This is a genomic window from Pelagibius litoralis (genome assembly GCF_011683915.1).
GTDB lineage: Bacteria > Pseudomonadota > Alphaproteobacteria > Kiloniellales > Kiloniellaceae > Pelagibius > Pelagibius litoralis.
This window is the reverse complement of record NZ_JAAQPH010000008.1, coordinates 37,724-53,687: the sequence shown is the minus strand read 5'-3', so window position 1 is coordinate 53,687 and position 15,964 is coordinate 37,724. Positions and strand designations below refer to the sequence as shown.

General features: G+C 62.6%; 20 protein-coding genes. 7 read left to right on the top strand and 13 right to left on the bottom strand.

Features of this window, described 5'->3' with window-relative positions; genetic code table 11:
• The first annotated feature begins 1 nt into the window (after position 1).
• On the top strand, positions 2-988 hold the full coding sequence (locus HBA54_RS11825; RefSeq protein ID WP_167224726.1) for an HAD family hydrolase: 987 nt from the start codon (positions 2-4) through the stop codon (positions 986-988).
• 15 nt (positions 989-1,003) lie between these two features.
• Here HBA54_RS11825 and HBA54_RS11820 read toward each other — a convergent pair whose 3' ends face one another.
• From HBA54_RS11820 to HBA54_RS11790, 7 genes are all read right to left on the bottom strand, one after another.
• The gene (locus HBA54_RS11820) at positions 1,004-1,738 is read right to left on the bottom strand and encodes a gamma-glutamyl-gamma-aminobutyrate hydrolase family protein (protein ID WP_167224724.1); all 735 of its coding nucleotides are present in this window, start codon (positions 1,736-1,738) and stop codon (positions 1,004-1,006) included.
• Positions 1,735-2,382 carry a cysteine hydrolase family protein gene (locus HBA54_RS11815; protein WP_167224722.1) on the bottom strand — a complete coding sequence of 216 codons (648 nt, stop codon included), beginning with the start codon at positions 2,380-2,382 and terminating at the stop codon, positions 1,735-1,737. The genes HBA54_RS11820 and HBA54_RS11815 overlap by 4 nt, the downstream gene beginning before the upstream one ends.
• Positions 2,383-2,384: 2 nt before the next feature.
• Positions 2,385-3,416 (bottom strand): isopenicillin N synthase family dioxygenase, encoded by a 1,032-nt coding sequence (locus HBA54_RS11810; protein ID WP_167224720.1) that lies wholly within the window; start codon positions 3,414-3,416, stop codon positions 2,385-2,387.
• A gap of 20 nt (positions 3,417-3,436) precedes the next feature.
• The gene (locus HBA54_RS11805) at positions 3,437-4,243 is read right to left on the bottom strand and encodes an ABC transporter permease (protein WP_167224718.1); all 807 of its coding nucleotides are present in this window, start codon (positions 4,241-4,243) and stop codon (positions 3,437-3,439) included.
• Entirely contained in the window at positions 4,236-5,153 is a 918-nt protein-coding gene (locus HBA54_RS11800; RefSeq protein ID WP_167224717.1) for an ABC transporter permease, read from the bottom strand. Before HBA54_RS11800 ends, HBA54_RS11805 begins: the two co-directional genes overlap by 8 nt.
• Positions 5,150-6,208, bottom strand: a complete 1,059-nt coding sequence (locus HBA54_RS11795; RefSeq protein ID WP_322096031.1) for an ABC transporter ATP-binding protein — start codon at positions 6,206-6,208, stop codon at positions 5,150-5,152. Before HBA54_RS11795 ends, HBA54_RS11800 begins: the two co-directional genes overlap by 4 nt.
• A 106-nt stretch (positions 6,209-6,314) precedes the next feature.
• Entirely contained in the window at positions 6,315-7,457 is a 1,143-nt protein-coding gene (locus HBA54_RS11790; RefSeq protein WP_205944593.1) for an ABC transporter substrate-binding protein, read from the bottom strand.
• Between the two features lie 241 nt (positions 7,458-7,698).
• Between HBA54_RS11790 and HBA54_RS11785 the strand changes: the two genes are divergently transcribed.
• Both HBA54_RS11785 and HBA54_RS11780 read left to right on the top strand, forming a co-directional pair.
• Positions 7,699-8,391 carry a beta/alpha barrel domain-containing protein gene (locus HBA54_RS11785; RefSeq protein WP_205944592.1) on the top strand — a complete coding sequence of 231 codons (693 nt, stop codon included), beginning with the start codon at positions 7,699-7,701 and terminating at the stop codon, positions 8,389-8,391.
• Entirely contained in the window at positions 8,388-9,218 is an 831-nt protein-coding gene (locus tag HBA54_RS11780) for a DeoR/GlpR family DNA-binding transcription regulator (RefSeq protein WP_167224715.1), read from the top strand. The genes HBA54_RS11785 and HBA54_RS11780 overlap by 4 nt, the downstream gene beginning before the upstream one ends.
• 62 nt (positions 9,219-9,280) lie before the next feature.
• On the opposite strand, the gene HBA54_RS11775 is transcribed toward HBA54_RS11780, so the two are convergent.
• Positions 9,281-10,102 (bottom strand): sulfotransferase, encoded by an 822-nt coding sequence (locus HBA54_RS11775; protein WP_205944591.1) that lies wholly within the window; start codon positions 10,100-10,102, stop codon positions 9,281-9,283.
• 127 nt (positions 10,103-10,229) lie between these two features.
• Between HBA54_RS11775 and HBA54_RS11770 the strand changes: the two genes are divergently transcribed.
• Positions 10,230-10,448 carry an SDR family oxidoreductase gene (locus HBA54_RS11770; RefSeq protein ID WP_167224713.1) on the top strand — a complete coding sequence of 73 codons (219 nt, stop codon included), beginning with the start codon at positions 10,230-10,232 and terminating at the stop codon, positions 10,446-10,448.
• Here HBA54_RS11770 and HBA54_RS11765 read toward each other — a convergent pair.
• Entirely contained in the window at positions 10,408-10,860 is a 453-nt protein-coding gene (locus HBA54_RS11765) for a type I glutamate--ammonia ligase (RefSeq protein ID WP_167224711.1), read from the bottom strand. The two genes, HBA54_RS11770 and HBA54_RS11765, sit on opposite strands and share 41 nt — an antisense overlap.
• Here HBA54_RS11765 and HBA54_RS11760 point away from each other — a divergent pair.
• Both HBA54_RS11760 and HBA54_RS11755 read left to right on the top strand, forming a co-directional pair.
• A complete protein-coding gene (locus HBA54_RS11760) occupies positions 10,831-11,019 on the top strand; it encodes a DeoR/GlpR family DNA-binding transcription regulator (RefSeq protein WP_167224709.1) in 189 nt (62 codons plus the stop codon). The two genes, HBA54_RS11765 and HBA54_RS11760, sit on opposite strands and share 30 nt — an antisense overlap.
• A gap of 6 nt (positions 11,020-11,025) precedes the next feature.
• On the top strand, positions 11,026-11,304 hold the full coding sequence (locus tag HBA54_RS11755; RefSeq protein WP_167224990.1) for a DeoR/GlpR family DNA-binding transcription regulator: 279 nt from the start codon (positions 11,026-11,028) through the stop codon (positions 11,302-11,304).
• Positions 11,305-11,314: 10 nt separating this feature from the next.
• Here HBA54_RS11755 and HBA54_RS11750 read toward each other — a convergent pair whose 3' ends face one another.
• The 3 genes from HBA54_RS11750 to HBA54_RS11740 form a co-directional block, all read right to left on the bottom strand.
• Positions 11,315-12,028, bottom strand: coding sequence for a hypothetical protein (locus HBA54_RS11750; protein WP_167224707.1), 714 nt, complete (start codon positions 12,026-12,028; stop codon positions 11,315-11,317).
• 12 nt (positions 12,029-12,040) lie between these two features.
• On the bottom strand, positions 12,041-12,625 hold the full coding sequence (locus HBA54_RS11745) for a hypothetical protein (protein ID WP_167224705.1): 585 nt from the start codon (positions 12,623-12,625) through the stop codon (positions 12,041-12,043).
• A 155-nt stretch (positions 12,626-12,780) separates the two neighbouring features.
• Complete coding sequence (locus HBA54_RS11740; protein ID WP_205944590.1) at positions 12,781-13,644, bottom strand: LysR substrate-binding domain-containing protein; 864 nt, start codon at positions 13,642-13,644, stop codon at positions 12,781-12,783.
• A 131-nt stretch (positions 13,645-13,775) separates the two neighbouring features.
• On the opposite strand from HBA54_RS11740, the gene HBA54_RS11735 reads away from it, so the two are divergent.
• Positions 13,776-14,480, top strand: coding sequence for an SDR family oxidoreductase (locus HBA54_RS11735; protein WP_167224703.1), 705 nt, complete (start codon positions 13,776-13,778; stop codon positions 14,478-14,480).
• A gap of 19 nt (positions 14,481-14,499) precedes the next feature.
• Here HBA54_RS11735 and HBA54_RS11730 read toward each other — a convergent pair whose 3' ends face one another.
• The gene (locus HBA54_RS11730) at positions 14,500-15,828 is read right to left on the bottom strand and encodes a glutamine synthetase family protein (protein WP_167224701.1); all 1,329 of its coding nucleotides are present in this window, start codon (positions 15,826-15,828) and stop codon (positions 14,500-14,502) included.
• Between the last annotated feature and the right edge of the window lie 136 nt (positions 15,829-15,964).

Genomic DNA, 15,964 nt, shown 5'->3' with positions numbered 1-15,964 from the left:
CATGATGTATCTTCGCAGTTTGCTTCTGGCTGTCGCAGTCTCGCAGCTTTCCGGGGTTGCGGTGGCCGACCCTTTGCCGTCATGGAATACCGGCCTTACCAAATCGGCCATCCTTTCTTTTGTTGAGCGGGTGACCGATGCCGACGGCGGAAACTACGTGCCGCCGAGCGAACGCATTGCTGTTTTCGACAACGACGGGACGCTGTGGTCGGAACAACCGATGTACTTCCAACTCATCTATGCTCTCGACCGGGTGAGGGCGCTGGCCCCGCAGCATCCCGAATGGGTCGACAACCCGGTTCTCAAGGCCGCCATGGACGGCGACGTCGAAGGCGTTCTGAGCAACGGCAAGGCCGGGCTGATGGAGGTTGTCATGGTCAGCCATGCGGGCATGACGGTCGAGGATTTCAAGGCTGCGGTGCGGGACTGGCTCGCAAAGGCGCGCCATCCGCGAAGCGGCAGGGCCTATGACGAGATGGTTTACCAGCCCATGCTGGAGTTGCTGAGCTATTTGCGCGCCGAGGGTTTCAAGACCTTCATCGTCTCCGGCGGTGGGGTCGACTTCATCCGCGTCTTCGCGGAAGAGGTTTACGGCATTCCGCCGGAGCGGGTGGTCGGCTCAAGCATCAAAGCCGCATTCGAGCAGGCTTCCGGCGCAGCATCCCTCCGCAAGATGCCGGCGCTGGATTTCATCGACGACAAGGCCGGTAAGCCGATTGCCATCAATCTTCACATCGGACGGCGCCCGCTTGCGGCCTTCGGCAACTCGGACGGCGACCTGCAGATGTTGCAGTACACCACGACCGGGACCGGGCTTCGTTTCGGCCTGATTGTGCGCCACAGTGACGCCGAGCGGGAGTGGATCTACGATCGCGACAGTCACATCGGCCGCCTCGACAAGGCACTCGACCAGGCCGAAGCCGCCGGCTGGACCGTCGTCGACATGAAACGCGACTGGCGGGTCGTCTATCCCTTCGAGCTTGAATAGGGCCGGCAGGCGGCGCTAGCCGCGCACGGCCTCTGAAAATGCACGAAACAGGCGGGTGGAGAAGTCGTTTTCCAGGGCTTTGTATTCCGGGTGCCACTGGACGCCGAGGGCGAAGGCCTTGGCGCCGGTGACCGAGACAGCTTCCGGTGTGCCGTCGGGGGCATGGCCCTCGATCTCCAGGCCGGGCGCCACGACGTCGATGCCCTGGCTGTGGAGGGAGTTCACCTCGATCTCGCTGGCGCCGGCGATCCCGGCGAAGAGGCTGCCGGGCGTAAAGTTCATGGCATGGCGCGGGCCGTAGCGCACGTCCGGGTCGTCGTGTTTGGGCATGCGGTGGTCCATGCGGCCCTCCACCTCGTGAACGCAGGCATGAAGGGTGCCGCCGAGGGCCGCATTTAACTCCTGGAAGCCACGACAGACAAAGAGGCTGGGCAGGCCCTTCTCCAGGGCCCGGTCGATCAGGCCGAAGGTCATTGCGTCACGCGCCTCGTCGTAGGGCTCGGCCTTTTCGTCGGCGTCGCGGCCATAGCGGGTCGGGTGGACGTTCGATGGGCTGCCGGTGAACATCAGGCCGTCCAGAGAATCCAACATGTCGGAGACCTCCTGGCTCTCGGCCATGGCCGGGATGATCAGCGGGGTACAGCCAGCGGCTTCCCAGATCGCGCGGGCATACTTGTCGCCGACAACGTGATAGGGCGCGGAATCGTGGGTGCGGAAATCGGCGGTGATGCCGACGAGGGGGCGCTTCATGCGGCGGAGGCTCCCCGTGGCCGCATCTCGTCCAGCAGGGCGGCCGTCTCGGCGATCCGCGCATAGCCCTGCATCACCGCCAGGCTCGCCGCTTCCTGCTCCGGCGTCTTGGTGGCACAGGCGTCGGCCACCAGGGTGACCAGGAAGCCGCGGTCGGCGGCATCGCGCACGGCCGATTCAACGCACTGGTTGGTGTAAACGCCGAAGATGGCCAGGCGCTCGACCCCCAGGTTGCGCAGCAGGTATTCGATGTTGGTGGCGTTGAAGATGCCGGAGGCGGACTTGGGCAGCAGGATTTCGTCACCCTGTGGTGCGAGGGCCGGCATCACCCGGCCGCCTTCGGATCCCTTGGGAACCAGAAAGTCGCAGCGCTTGTGATCCAGGCTGCGGTCGCGCCCGTCCAGGGTCAGCGCTTCGATAACGGTGTAGATGACTTCCACACCCGCCTTGCGCGCCTGATCGATCAGCCGTGCGGCGTTCGGCAGCACGGCGCCGTCCACCCGGTCCCAGTAGTGTTGGCTGGCAGAGAAACCCAGTTTCTCGGCCAGCGGGCGCTCGCAGAAGCCGCGCTGCAGGTCGACCACCAGCAGGGCTGAGTTCCCTGCCGTCAGGGTGAAATCGCAGGCCTCGGCCGTCTTGGGCATGGTTACGTGCTCTCCGCCTTCTCCCGGTGATAGTCGAAGGTCGCGTTGATCATGTCCAGCAGGTGTTGGCCGGACGTGGTCGGCGCGAACTTGGCCGGGCGGTCAGGGCCGCTGCAGCTCGGCAGCGCCTCGACCCTGGCTTGGAAGTTGGGATCGAAGAAGAAGGGGATGGAATAGCGTTCGGCGCCGGAGACGTTCACCACCCGGTGCTGGGTAGAGGCGAAGAGGTCGTTGGTCCAGCGCGCCATCATGTCGCCGATGTTGATGACAAAGGCGCCTGATAGTGGCGGGGCGTCGATCCAGACGCCCGCCGCGTTGCGCACCTGAAGCCCGCCGTTCATGTCCTGCGCCAGGATGGTCAGGCAACCGAAGTCGGTATGGGCGCCCGCGCCGATCTGCGCTTCGGTGATGGCGCCCCGCTGCGGCGGGTAGTGCAGCGGTCCCAGGGTCGCCATGGGGTCGCTCAGATCCCGGTCGAAGTGGCACTCGTCGAGGTCCAGGGAGAGCGCGAAGGCATGCATGATCTGGCGGCCGAGGCCGCTCAGCGCATCGAAGTAGGACTGCATCGCGCCCTGCCAGCCCGGCAGATTTTGGGGCCAGAGATTAGGTCCGTGCAGCGGCAGGCCGGCCTGCACCATGGGATGGTCGGCGGCCAGGTCGCGCCCGATCTTGACGCCTTCTTTCAGGTCGCCGGCCTCTTTCTGTTTCTTCGGGTCCAGGTTCTCGCCGCCCATCTTGAAGTAGCCGCGATGGCAGGGCGACTTCTCGATGTCGATAGACATTTTCGCATCGAGGGGCTGGTCGAAAAAGCGCTTGGCCTCGGCAAAGGTCCGGGTCATCAGGGCCGGTGCGATGCCGTGGTTGACGAGATAGAAGAAGCCGATATCGCGGCAGGCCGTGCCGATCCGCCGCGCCACCGCCCGGCGCTGCGCCAGATCGCCGGTCAGGAAGTCGGCGAAGTCGATCACCGGAATCTCTTCCAGCGCGATGCGCGCGCCCTTCAGGCTGTCGTCCAGTTCAACACTGCTGCTCATGGCTTACCTCTGCTCACGGCTTATCTGGCCTGTCTGTGCCGCATGAAAACCCAGCCGCCGTAACCGAGCACCAGAATCAGCGCCGCGCTGGCGGTGGTGAGGGCGCCGAGGGTCGGCACCAGCGGCGTGTAGCCCGACACCATCTTGGCGTAGAGCCATTCCGGAACGGTCTGGTCGGCGCCGGTGGTGAAGAGCGACAGGGGGAAATTGCCCCAGGACAGCAAAAAGGCGAACAGCCCGCCGGAGACAACCCCCGGCCAGAGCACCGGCAGGGTGACCTCTTTCAAGGTCTGCCAGCGGGTTGCGCCCAGATCAAAGGCGGCCTCCTCCAAAGCGGGGTCAAACGAGTATGCCTGGATAGAGATGACAAGGGTCACGATCGGCACAATCCATACCAAGTGCGCGATCACCGCCGTCCGCCAGTCGGGGATGATCCCGACGGAAGAAAACCAAATCAGCAGGGCCAGACCGAGCACGGCCTGGGGAAAGAAAATCGGCAGCAGGACCAGGCGCTGATAGAGGCGCCGGCCGCGCCAGTCGAAGCGGGCAAAAGCCAGCGCCCCAAAGAAGCCGAGCACCACCGATACCAGGGCCACGATGAGCGCTATGGAGAGCGAGGTGGAAACCAGATCCCGCACGGTGAGGGAGGTGAAGGCCCTCTCGTACCACTGGGTGTCGAAGGCCGGGATCGGAAAGCGGAAGTAGCGCTGCTTGGAGAAGGAAGCCAGGGCGACGCAGAAGATCGGCAGATAGAGAAAGAGGATCAGCGATCCCGACCAGACCGCGATCAGATTGTGGGTAACGCGCTTTTTGCGGCCGTCAGTCATTGCCGCCACGCCCCAGGATGCGGTCCAGGTCGACCCAGCTCAGCAGGGTCAGGACCAAGGTACCGGAGAACAGAATCAGGATGACCGAAAGGGCCGAGCCCAGCGGCCAGTTCTGGCCGAAGGTGAAGGCGGTTTCGATTTCGTCGGCGATCATGATGACGGCCTGTCCGCCCAGGATCTTTGATTCGGCCAGCGATCCCAGGGAAAGGATAAAAGTCAGCAGCCCGCCGATCAGGATGCCCGGCGTGGCCAGCGGCAGTTCGATTTCGCGAAACACCTGCCAGCGCGACGCGCCCATATCGAAGGCCGCTTCGGTGACCTCGCGCGAGACCATCGAGATGCCAAGCACCATGGGGAACAGGGTGAAGGGCAGGTAGACGTAAACCAACCCCAGCACGATGGCCGGCACGTCATAGAGAATGCTTTCGCCGTCGAAGCCCAGCCAGGCCTTCAGGCCGCCCAGGAAGACGCCGCCCTTGATGAGGAAAAGCATCCAGCCGAAGAGCCGGATGTTTTCGGAGACGAAGAGCGGAATGATGATCGCCAGGGTCATCAGGTTGGCCCAGCGCCCGAACAGCTTGGCCATGCCGTAGGCGATCGGCCAGCAGATCACCATAAGCAGCACCACGGTAACCAGCGCCAGCCCGAGGGACTTGGCAAAGGAGATGTAGTAGCTGCCGGAAAAGACGGCGAGATAGTTCTCGAAGGTCGGCGGAAAGGTGAAGTCGAAGGTTCCTTCTGGCATGAAGGAATAACCGAACACCGCCAGCAACGGCGCGGCGAAGGCCAGCGCCAGGAAGATCAGGACGGGCAGGGCGGCCAGCAGACCGGGACTGACGCGGAGGCTTCGTCCCCGGCGTAGCCTTGGCTTGGCGGCCTCCGTGGTTCTGACCTCCGTTGTTGCGGTCATTCCGTTGCCAGCACGCTGTCTCGTGCCTCCCAACCGATGATGACCTCGTCGTCCAGGTTGCCGCCGTAGCGCTGCTCACGCAGTTTCTCGACCAGGAAGACCTGTTCCCCGACGCGGACCTGATACTGGATGCGGCTGCCCAGGGCGTATTCGTTGTAGAGCACGCCGGTGACGGTGTTTTCCGCCGTCTCGCCCGGCCCGATGAAGCGCAGGTATTCGGGGCGGATGACGAGATAGCCGCTCGCGAAGTCCGCCTTGGCGTCCGGGCCCTGAAGGGTCGAACCCAGGACCGGGCAGTGCAGGCCGGCGCCGTTGGGTTGTACCTCCAGCACATTGACCTCGCCCATGAACTCGGAGACGAAGCGGTTGGCCGGGCGCGAATAGATTTCATCCGGCGCGCCGACCTGAACCAGTTCGCCCATCCGCATGATGCCGATGCGGTCGGACATCACCATGGCCTCTTCCAGACTGTGGGTGATGTAGACGAAGGTCTTGCCGGTTTCCCGATGCAGGTCCTTCAGTTCCTTTTCCAGGGTTTTGCGCAGGCGATAGTCGATGGCTGAAAGCGGCTCGTCGAAGAACAGAATTTCGGGATCGAAGGCGAGGGCGCGGGCCAGCGCGATACGCTGGCGCTCACCACCGGAGCACTGGCTGACCTGCTTTTTATAGTAATCCTCCGGCAGGCGCAGCAGGCGCAACAGCTCGTCGGCGCGGTTCTTCCGCTCGGCCGGTGGCACGCCGCGCATCTTCAGCGGGAACTCGATGTTCTGGCCGACGCTTCGGTGCGGGAACAGGGCGAGCGACTGAAAGACCATACAGGTCGGACGGCGGTTCGCCGGGGTTTCGTTGATGCGTTCTCCGCGCAGCAGGATCTCTCCGCCGCTGGGCTCTTCCAGGCCGGCCAGCATGCGGATGAGCGTGGTCTTGCCGGAGCCCGATGGGCCGACAATGGTGAAGAACTCGCCCTCCTGGATGGCGAGATCGATTTCCTTCACCGCTTCGAACTGTCCAAAACGCTTGGACAGTTGTGACAACCTCAGAATTGGGTCGGCCACAATAACTCCCTATTTTCGGCCCGCAGATCCCGCGGCATGCGGTGCCCGGGCAGGCCCCGGTGATCCCTCAGAAAAGGATACCCGGGCCGCCCGCTCTCGGTACCGTTTAAGCCTCGCGCTTGGCCGCATTATAGATCTTATCCATGACGTCGTAGTCCGGATTGATCTGGTAGTCGACGGTGTTCGACAGTTCTTCTTCCAGGCTATCCCACTGGATGGCGTCCAGCTCTTCAGAGCTGAACTTCTCAAAGACTTGCGGGTTGGCCATCTGGGTGACCGGATTGTAGGTGCCCTCGGCGAAAGCCACGGCGTGACAGACCTCCGGGTCCTGAACGTACTCCAGGAAGTCGAGGGCCAGGGGCGAACCGTTGGGATTGTTAACCACCGAGGTGATCTCCACCCAGGTAATGCCGCCCTTGCCACCGGCCAGCGGGCCCTTCTTGGGGGTGATGCCGCGGATGTTGGTGGCGCCGTCCAGGCGGGCCGGGCTGGCGGTGTAGGTGCCGCCGGTCAGGTAGAAGTCGATCTCGCCGTTGATCAGCGCCAGGTTCATCGCCACCAGATCGTCGGTCAGCAGCTTGGCGCCCTTGAACCAGGCGCGGGCCACTTTCTCGAAGGCCGCAATCTCGGCCTCGCTGTGCTTGACGAAGGGGTCGAGCCCGGCGCCGATGCACATGTGGTAGATGTTCCAGTTGTCGTAGGTGAGGATACCGTAGCGACCGGCATTGGAGGCCTCGTTGAAAAGGTTGAAGCCTTCGTCCTCCGCCGTGGCGCGGCTCACCTTGTCGGTGTTCACGACGAAATTGAAGGGGCCGAAGCGCTGTACCATGCCCAGCAGTTCTTTGCCGTCGGGTGAATAGCACCAGGGATATTCCTTGCCGTAGGGCGCCATCATGTTGGCGAAGTAGGGCTCGAAGCGTTCCTGCGGCAGCGGCTTGATGAGACCTTCCGGCCACATCTGGTCGCGCGCCCAGGGCTGGTTCAGGTTGATGACATCCCAGACGTTCACCTCGCCGGCGCGCAGCTTGTTGATCATGTCCGGGTCGGAGGTGCCGCTCTCGGCTTTGACCGATGCGCTGGTTTTGCGGCGGAAGGGGTCGAGCACCTCGTCGGAGTTGTAGCCCTCCCAACAGAGGATGTTCAGCTCCTTCTCTCGTGCGGCGAAGGCTGTGCCCGCCATGGGCCCGGCAAGCCCGAGCGCGCCGGCGGCGGCGGTGTACCTCAACAAACTGCGACGGTCGAACTGCATGATCACGCTCCCCGTTTTTTTGTTTTGCCCCGGACCATCCGAAGGGCAGCCAGCGGCGTGGGGTCTGATCTTCGTCGATCGCCCGGCCGATGGTTCCCTAAAAGATCCATTTGATGAAAGTACCACGCAAAATTTGGTAATTCCAACATGATTTGTTGTACTCACCACGAAGTTGGGGCATAACCGAAGCAAGGCGTTTGCCGGAAACAGCGGACAGACTGCGAAGAGGGAAAGCCCCGAGATGACGCGACCCATAGCGCGACCGGCGATTGACTTTATTTTCATGTTCACCCGCGCGGACCAGACCGTGCAGGACTGCCTGGAGGTCTTTGACGTTGTTGTCTCCGCCGGCGTAAAGCACATGGGCTTCAAGGACGTGGGGGTGAGTTTCGATACCCTGGTGGAGTTGAATCGCCGCATCAAGGATGCCGGGGCGACCAGCTACCTTGAGGTTGTATCCACCACGCCGGAGGCTTGTCTGAATTCGGCCCGCGCGGCCCGCGATATCGGCGTCGACTGCGTGATGGGCGGTACCGATGCGGCGGGCATTTTGAGCGTACTGGACGGCAGCGGAATCGGGTATCTGCCATTCCCCGGCCGGCCGATCGGCCATCCCACGGCGCTGGGCGGCACGGCCACCGACGTTGAAGCGGACTGCCGCAAGTTCGAATCCCTGGGCTGTTCGGGCGTTGACCTTCTGGCCTACCGCGCGACGGAGGCCGATCCGCTGGAATTGGTAAAGGCCGCACGGCGGGCGACCCAGGGCACACTTGTGGTGGCCGGCAGCGTCGACTCGCCGGATCGTATCCGCGCGCTGGCGGAGGCCGGGGCCAACGCCTTCACCGTGGGTTCCGCCGCCTTCGACGGCTCCTTTTCGCCGCGCAAGGGCGCCCTGGCCTCGCAGTTGGGGGACATTCTGGAAGCGGCCGCATGAGCGCGTCGGTCAAGAGTCTGGCGGCCGCGAAAGCCGGTGCGGACAGGGCCGCTGCCAAGGCCGGCGATCGGCTGGACCGCGACGAGCGCCACCGCCGCATCATCGGCGAGCTGAAGTCGAACCCCACAGTCCGTATCTCCCACCTTGCCGAGGCCTTCGGTGTTTCCACCGAAACCGTACGCCGCGACATCGACAGCCTGTCGTCGCGCGGCCTGGTGGAGCGCACCTACGGCGGTGCCGCCGCCCCTATGGGGCGCGAGCCCACGGTGCGTGAGCGTACGGCCTCCATGGTCGCAGAGCGCCAGCGCATCGCCGCGGTCGCCATCCAGGCCATCGCACCGGGCGACGTGGTGATGATCGATTCCGGCGCCACCACCCATCACCTGGCTCAGGCCATCGCCGCTGCAGGTGTCGAGGCCACGGTGATCACCAACGGCCTGGAAATCGCCGAGGAGGTCGGGGCTTCCTCAGCCGTGCGGGTGATCCTTTGTCCGGGTGCCTATTCGGCCCACGAGAAAGGCGTCTACGGGCAGGACACCTGCGACTTCCTGGCACGGTTCCACGCCAACGTCGCCTTCACCTCCGCCGGCGGCATCACCGAGGGCGGGGTGACGGACGTGGACTCCAATGCCTGCTGGATCAAACGTTCCATGTTCCAGCGGGCTGAGCGGCGCCTCTTCATGATGGACAACGCCAAGTTCAACGTGCGCCTGTTGGAGATCGTCATGCCGCTCACCGATCTCACCGACCTGGTGGTCGACAAACCCCTGCCGGAGAAGCTCGCCGAGGCCGCCAAGGCGGCCGGCATCACGACGGTGGTGGCCTAGGGTACTTTGGGTCGCGTAGGGTCGGCAGTTCTATGTTGAAGCGCAATCGACTTTTCGCATGATCAGCGCGTTCGATTGAGGTGTGGTAGAAGGCCTTCGAAGTTTGACAGTCCCAGAAAAGTACCAAGTCGGCATTCTGCTTGTTCGTCACTCAGATTGACAACCAAGAGATCGTCGGGCCGCTGTCGAAAATGTTCGATGACCTGTTCATTGTGCTGATCATAGTGCTGCTTGTAGATCCGCTCATCGTACAGAGTATTTTCGTCAATCCCATAGACAAGCTTCATGTTGTTCCATATCCATCCTCTATGCCGGTAACCGAAGTTCTTTAGGTCCTCCGGCGTTGGAACTCTGCCCTTACCGACGATTTTCGTGTGGAACCGAATGACAGAGCCGTACCATTCATCGGCGTTTTTGCGCACTGAAAGTATGAATCTGGATCCGGGAAACGAAGCATCAAGTACTTCGAAGGTCTTGGGGAGACTAAAGGGAATATCCTGGAATGCCTGTGCCGATTTGCAAAGGTCAACGATGCGGTCGAACCTTCCTGCTCCCCAATCGTATATGAGGCTCTCTCCGGCAGCCTGATTTCCAAGGAGAAAACCAGCTTTTTTTAGAACCGCGCCGAGCGAAGTTGTGCCGGTCTTGTTTCGACCGATACAGAATACCTTTGCATCATGACGAGTACTCATTTCTTGCCCGTTCATTGTCAGGTTCGGTCGTCGATAGGCTGCGTGCGGATACACACTTCGTTCTACGGCGTTGCCGTTGTAAAGTATTTCACCAAAGCACAATTGAAAAGCCGACCGCGATTGATAGGTTTGTGGACTTTCGTCGCGATGATTCCATTCTCGCGACAGCTTCAGATATGCGGTGGGTTCCAATCCGAAGTGGGACTGCGCAACATGGCATTCGCCAAGCCAATTTACTCTTGTCCACCCGGCAGGCAACCTCGGAGAGCATCCAGGCGATCACCGCATCCCTTGCAGCGTACGCTTTCTGGGAGAGCGGATGAACGAAGTAATAGCCGCTTTGGTCCGCATCCCCGTGGGCCGCTGCGGCAAAACGGGGGAGGTCTCCTCGCTGATTGCCAATGTGCTTTCAGATGACACCACCTACATGGCCGGCCAGAACCTGCGCATCGACGGCGGCCTGACCCACGCGGCGTTGCGCGGCTGGCGGACGTTCCTCAATAAAGCTCCAGATACTCGTCGCGTTCCCAGTCGGTGACGTGGCTGCGGAAGCGGGCCAGCTCGGCCTCCTTCACGGTAACGAAGAGCTTCACGAAGTCGGCGCCCAGCATTTCCTGCATGGCCTTGTCCTTCTTCAGGGCGATGAGGGCATCTTCCAGGCTGCCGGCCAGCTTCTGGTGCTTGGGGTCATCCTCCGACGGGCCCTTTGAAGGGGTCGGCAGCTCACCTTTTTCGTTCAGGCCCAGCAGGCCCGCGGCCAGTACCCCGGCGGCGGCGAGGTAGGGGTTGGCGAGGCCGGAGGCGGCCCGCATCTCGATGTGGCAGTTCTCTTCGCCGACGTCCTTCATGCGCACCATGGCCGTGTGGTCCTCCACTCCCCAGGAAATGTTCGAGGGCGCGAAGGTGTGCGGCTTCAGGCGGTGATAACAGTTCGGCGTCGGGCCGATCACCTGGCTCAGGCCATTGCCGCTGCAGGTGTCGAGGCCACGGTGATCACCAACGGTCTGGAAATCGCCGAGGAGGTCGGGGCCTCCTCAGCCGTGCGCGTGATCCTCTGTCCCGGCGCCTATTCGGCCCACGAGAAGGGGGGCTACGGCCAGGACACCTGAGATTTCCTGGCACGGTTCCACGCCAACGTCGCTTTCACCTCCGCCGGCGGCATTACCGAGGGCGGGGTGACGGACGTCGACTCCAATGCCTGCTGGATCAAACGTTCCATGTTCCAGCGGGCTGAGCGGCGCCTCTTCATGATGGACAACGCCAAGTTCAACGTGCGCCTGTTGGAGATCGTCATGCCGCTCACCGACCTCACCGATCTGGTGGTCGACAAGCCCCTGCCGGCGAAGCTGGCCGAGGCGGCTAAAGCAGCCGGCATCACGACGGTCGTGGCCTGATCCAGTACCCTTAGAATAGATAGCGAACGGAGATCGGGTAACCCCGCAACTCCGGATGCGCGTAATAGCTGGCGTGCAGCACGGTGCTGTTGTCGAGGATTGCGACTTCGCCAACGCCTTCCGCCGCGCGCCAGGGAATCTCCACCAGCACTTTGTTGACAAGCTCTGCGACCGGCTCCTTCTCAAAAAGCCGATAGCTCTTCTTGAACTCGCTGCCGCCGTGGCCTTCCTTCTGGGCCTGCAGACAGGCGGCAGCATTAGCCAAGACCAGAGTGGAGGAGCTGCGCGGTTGGCGTTGAATGGCATCGAAAGGATCGCGCCAGAATAGCGTATAGTGATCCGCTTGGGTGGGACCTCTGTCGATGTGAAATTCCAGGTTGGCGAAGACATTGCGCTGATCCGCGCATCTTGCCTCATCGGAAAGGTGAACGTTGCGGAGGATGACCGGGCCGAAGGTGTGAACCAGCCTGCGCAGTTCTGCGTGAAGGGTTTTGGTCCGGTCGTGAAGGGGTAACTCGACCGGGCTGCTGAAGGCCGCCAGCAAACCGAAATGACGGAACGGCGGGGCGGTCACCGGGCTGCCGCAGTCCGGTTCGTAATGCTCTACCAGACGGCGCCGGTATTCGGGAATCATGACGCTGATCTCGAAGTCGGCGCCGCCGGCACGGCCCCGCAAAGGCTCCGTCGGCTGTTCCTGCAAGCTTTGCAGGAGCGCTGGGCTCAATCCGATGCACATTTAGTCGATTGCCTTGACCAGGCCGCCGGCGATCTTGGCCATCATATCGTGAAGCCGGGTGGCGATTGTGGTGATGTCCGCGTGAAGCTCGTTCAACGCGGTTTCCGGTTTTACCGGGCCCGGTTCGAGCGAGAAGCAGCAGTCCGGGTCCGTCTGGTCCAAGGACACCAGCACCACCTGCCAGGATGCATGAAGGCTGTGGGTCAACTCCAACTGCCTTATGGCACCGGCAAGTGCGCGAACATGGATCAGACCGTCACAGTAGAACCATACACGCGGGATCTTCCAAAGCGCGCCGTCGGGACCGTTGTGTCCTTCGCAGGACCAACAGGGCTGAAAGACCTTGAGCCGCTGCAATTCGTAAACCAGAGGGGCGATCAAAGGCTCAAGCGGATGTTTCTCCGGATCCGAAGACAACCTGCGGGGAACATCCGGGCAGGAAGGCGAGCAATTGGGACTAAAGGCATTGGGGCAGTTGGCCGCGCAGGGCGGTGGCGCATCGACACCGGCGTCGAGCAGTTTCGACAGGTCGTCACGCGCACGATCTTTCTGGCCTTGATCGTTGGTTCGGTGTTCGATTTTCATCTCAGCCCAAGATGGTCACTCTTTAGAGAAAGCTTAAGCGCCACCAGTTTCGGTGAGAGAGGTTGAGTTTGCCTTAAGTGGCGTCGTGGAACTCACGCCACGGAAATTCAACTGCCGGTTCCGGCGGCTCGCTGCGCCGCGCCTCCCGGCCCGGGTCAGGCGACCTCGGAGAGAACCCAGGCGATCACCGCATCTCTCGCGGGGTTCGGTCTCTGCGTGAGGGGATGAACGATATGGTAGCCGCCCTGGTCTTCGCCTGTGTCCTGCCAGAGGGCGACGAGTTTGCCCTTTGAAATCTCGTCATCCAGAAGAAGGCGCGGTGCCAGTGCGATACCTTGTCCATTCGCCGCCGCGTCCATCGCCAAGGCCGTTTGATTGAACTGCATCATCCGATGCCGCGCCTTTGTGCCGTTGTTCTCGAACAGCTTTTCCCAGAAGGCATGGCTGTCCTGAATGAGTCGCTGGCCGGCAAAATCCTCGAAGCGATTGATCGGCATTGCGTCCTTCGCGTAACCGGGGCTGCAGACCGCGCAGAGTTCGAGGGGGGCGAGCAGGGCGGTCTGCATTCCCTTTTCGAAGGGCGGACGCCCCAGGCGGATGGCGATGTCGACGCCATCGGACTGAAAGTCGGCGAGCCGTTCGCTGGCGACGGTCTGCAGGTCGATGTCGGGATGCGCCCGCGCGAAGTTGCCCAAGCGCGGCACCAGCCATTTCGTGGCGAACGACGGCGTCACGCTGAGGGTTATGCGCGCGCCCTCCGGCCGCAGTTTCTGCGTGGCGTCATCGATCATTGCCAACGCCTGTCGGATCGGGCCGTGATAGCTGTGCCCGAGCCCGGTCAGGGCAAGACCGCGCGCCTTGCGATGAAAAAGCTGGAGTCCCAGGTCGCTCTCAAGCCGCCGCACCTGTTGTGCCACGGCCCCCTGGGTCAGGTTCAGTTCTTCCGCCGCCTGCCGAAAGGTCAGATGCCGGGCGGCGGCATCGAACATCCGCAAGGCGTTCAGGTTCGGCGTTCGCAAGGATTTCTTCTTTCACAAGGCAGTAGAATTTCTACAGTCTCGCGCGACGAGACATGATTGGTCAAGGGGCCGTTGGAGGTCCATGTTTGGGCCAGATAACGAAACCGAATACCGACAATGGAGAAACGGTCATGGCTTCCCCCAAAGTAGCAGTTATCACCGCCGGCGGCAGCGGCATGGGCGCAGACGCGGCACGGCGCCTGGCCGCAGAGGGCTATGAAGTTGCGATCCTGTCGTCGTCGGGCAAGGGGGAGGCCCTGGCTAAGGAGCTTGGCGGTGTCGGCGTCACGGGGTCGAACCAGTCGCCGGCCGACCTGCAGAAGCTGATTGACGCCGCAATGGAGCGTTGGGGCCGTATCGACGTGCTGGTCAATTCCGCCGGGCACGGGCCCAAGGGGCCGGTGCTGGAGATCAGCGACGAGGACTGGCACAGCGGGATGGATGTCTACCTGCTGAACGTGATCAGGCCCGCCCGCCTGGTCGCACCGATCATGGCCGCCCAGGGCGGTGGCGCCATCGTGAACATCTCCACCTTCGCCGCCTTTGAGCCGGACCCGCTGTTCCCGACCTCGGGCGTTTTCCGTGCTGCCCTGGCCAGCTTCACCAAACTCTTTGCCGACAAATATGCCGCTGACAACATTCGCATGAATAACGTTCTGCCGGGCTTCATCGACAGCCTGCCGGAAACCGAAGACCGCCGTGCCCGCATCCCCATGGGCCGCTATGGCAAGGCCGGAGAGGTTTCCTCCCTGATTGCCTATCTGGTCTCCGACGATGCCGCTTACATGACCGGACAGAACCTTCGCGTGGACGGCGGATTGACCCATTCGGTGTGAGGCCGTTGCCGCATCTTCCTTAGTAAACCTCCAGGTACTCGTCGCGCTCCCAGTCGGTGACGTGGCTGCGGAAGCGGGCCAGTTCGGCTTCCTTCACGGTGGTGAAGAGCTTCACGAAGTCGGCGCCCAACATGTCCTGCAGGGCCTTGTCCTTCTTCAGCGCGGCAAGTGCGTCTTCCAGGCTGCCGGCCAGCTTCGGATGTTTGGGATCGTCCTCCGACGGGCCCGTTGAAGGGGTCGGCAGCTCACCCTTTTCCCTGAGGCCCAGCAGGCCCGCGGCCAGTACGCCGGCGGCGGCGAGGTAAGGGTTGGCGAGGCCGGAGGCGGCGCGCATTTCGATGTGGCAGTTCTCTTGGCCGACGTCCTTCATGCGCACCATGGCCGTGCGGTCCTCGACGCCCCAGGAGATGTTGGAGGGGGCGAAGGTGTGCGGCTTCAGGCGGTGATAACAGTTCGGCGTCGGGCCGATCACCGGCTGCATCGCCTTGGCATGGGTCAGCAGGCCGGCGGCGAACTTGCGGATCAGCGGGTTCATGCCTTCTTTGGCGCCCTTGGTGTAGAAGGCGTTCTTGCCGGTCTTGCGGTCGATCAGGCTGATGTGGACGTGGCAGCCGCAACCGCCCATGTCGCTCGCCGGCTTGGACATGAAGGTCGCCAGATAGCCGTCGCGGTGGGCCAGTTCCTTGATCGCATTCTTGAAGGTGAAAGCCTTGTCCGCCCCCTCCAGGCCGACGCCGGGGCCGTAGTTGATCTCGAACTGCGACGGCGAGTACTCGCAGTTGTGGGTGATGACGTCGATGCCCGCCGCCTGCAGCGTGTCCAGCAGATCGTCGAGGAAGGGCACGTAGTGATTGCGCGTCGCGTTGAAGATATGGACGCCGCCGAAGAGGGGGGCCTTGGTCTCCGGGTCCAACAGATAAAACTCGTATTCCAGGCCGAACATCACGTCGTAGCCCATCTTCCGGGCCTGCTGCAGCAGGCCCGCCAGCACGGTCCGCGGGGTGGCGGCGATGGGCTCGCCCGGCGCCCAGAGGGCATCGCAGATCACCTTCGCCGTATCTTCCACCCAGGGCACGGCGCGCAGGGTCGCCGGGTCGGGGATCAGCATCTGGTCGCGGTAGTTCACTTCCTCATGGACGCCGCTGCCGCCGATGACGTTGGAGGCGGTGTCGAGGCCGATGGTGCCGCCGTAGAAGTTCAGGCCCTTGCGGGCGTAGCTCTCCACCTTGGCAATGGGGATCACCTTGGTGCGGCTGGTGCCGTGCAGATCCGGCAGCTCGAAACGGACGTAGCGCGCGCCCATTTTTTTCAGCGCCGCCATCATTTCCTTTACTGAATCCCCCGCCATGCTCTGCCTCCTCAAGACCTTTGTTTGTTATTCGGCTGCTTCGAAAGTTGGTACTTGCCAACAATATGTTGCAGTTGCCAAGTGACGCAAGCTACCTTCGCTTTTTTGGTGCCGAGAGCGCCGGCCAATCGGTGAG

Excerpts from the sequence above, each read along its gene's own strand:
- HBA54_RS11745 (WP_167224705.1), bottom strand. The coding sequence starts at position 12,625 with ATGAAAATCGAACACCGAACCAACGATCAAGGCCAGAAAGATCGTGCG.
- HBA54_RS11815 (WP_167224722.1), bottom strand. The coding sequence starts at position 2,382 with ATGCCCAAGACGGCCGAGGCCTGCGATTTCACCCTGACGGCAGGGAAC.
- HBA54_RS11825 (WP_167224726.1), top strand. The coding sequence starts at position 2 with ATGATGTATCTTCGCAGTTTGCTTCTGGCTGTCGCAGTCTCGCAGCTT.
- HBA54_RS11805 (WP_167224718.1), bottom strand. The coding sequence starts at position 4,243 with ATGACTGACGGCCGCAAAAAGCGCGTTACCCACAATCTGATCGCGGTC.
- HBA54_RS11810 (WP_167224720.1), bottom strand. The coding sequence starts at position 3,416 with ATGAGCAGCAGTGTTGAACTGGACGACAGCCTGAAGGGCGCGCGCATC.
- HBA54_RS11780 (WP_167224715.1), top strand. The coding sequence starts at position 8,388 with ATGAGCGCGTCGGTCAAGAGTCTGGCGGCCGCGAAAGCCGGTGCGGAC.
- HBA54_RS11800 (WP_167224717.1), bottom strand. The coding sequence starts at position 5,153 with ATGACCGCAACAACGGAGGTCAGAACCACGGAGGCCGCCAAGCCAAGG.
- HBA54_RS11770 (WP_167224713.1), top strand. The coding sequence starts at position 10,230 with ATGAACGAAGTAATAGCCGCTTTGGTCCGCATCCCCGTGGGCCGCTGC.
- HBA54_RS11730 (WP_167224701.1), bottom strand. The coding sequence starts at position 15,828 with ATGGCGGGGGATTCAGTAAAGGAAATGATGGCGGCGCTGAAAAAAATG.
- HBA54_RS11820 (WP_167224724.1), bottom strand. The coding sequence starts at position 1,738 with ATGAAGCGCCCCCTCGTCGGCATCACCGCCGATTTCCGCACCCACGAT.
- HBA54_RS11785 (WP_205944592.1), top strand. The coding sequence starts at position 7,699 with ATGACGCGACCCATAGCGCGACCGGCGATTGACTTTATTTTCATGTTC.
- HBA54_RS11735 (WP_167224703.1), top strand. The coding sequence starts at position 13,776 with ATGGCTTCCCCCAAAGTAGCAGTTATCACCGCCGGCGGCAGCGGCATG.
- HBA54_RS11790 (WP_205944593.1), bottom strand. The coding sequence starts at position 7,457 with ATGCAGTTCGACCGTCGCAGTTTGTTGAGGTACACCGCCGCCGCCGGC.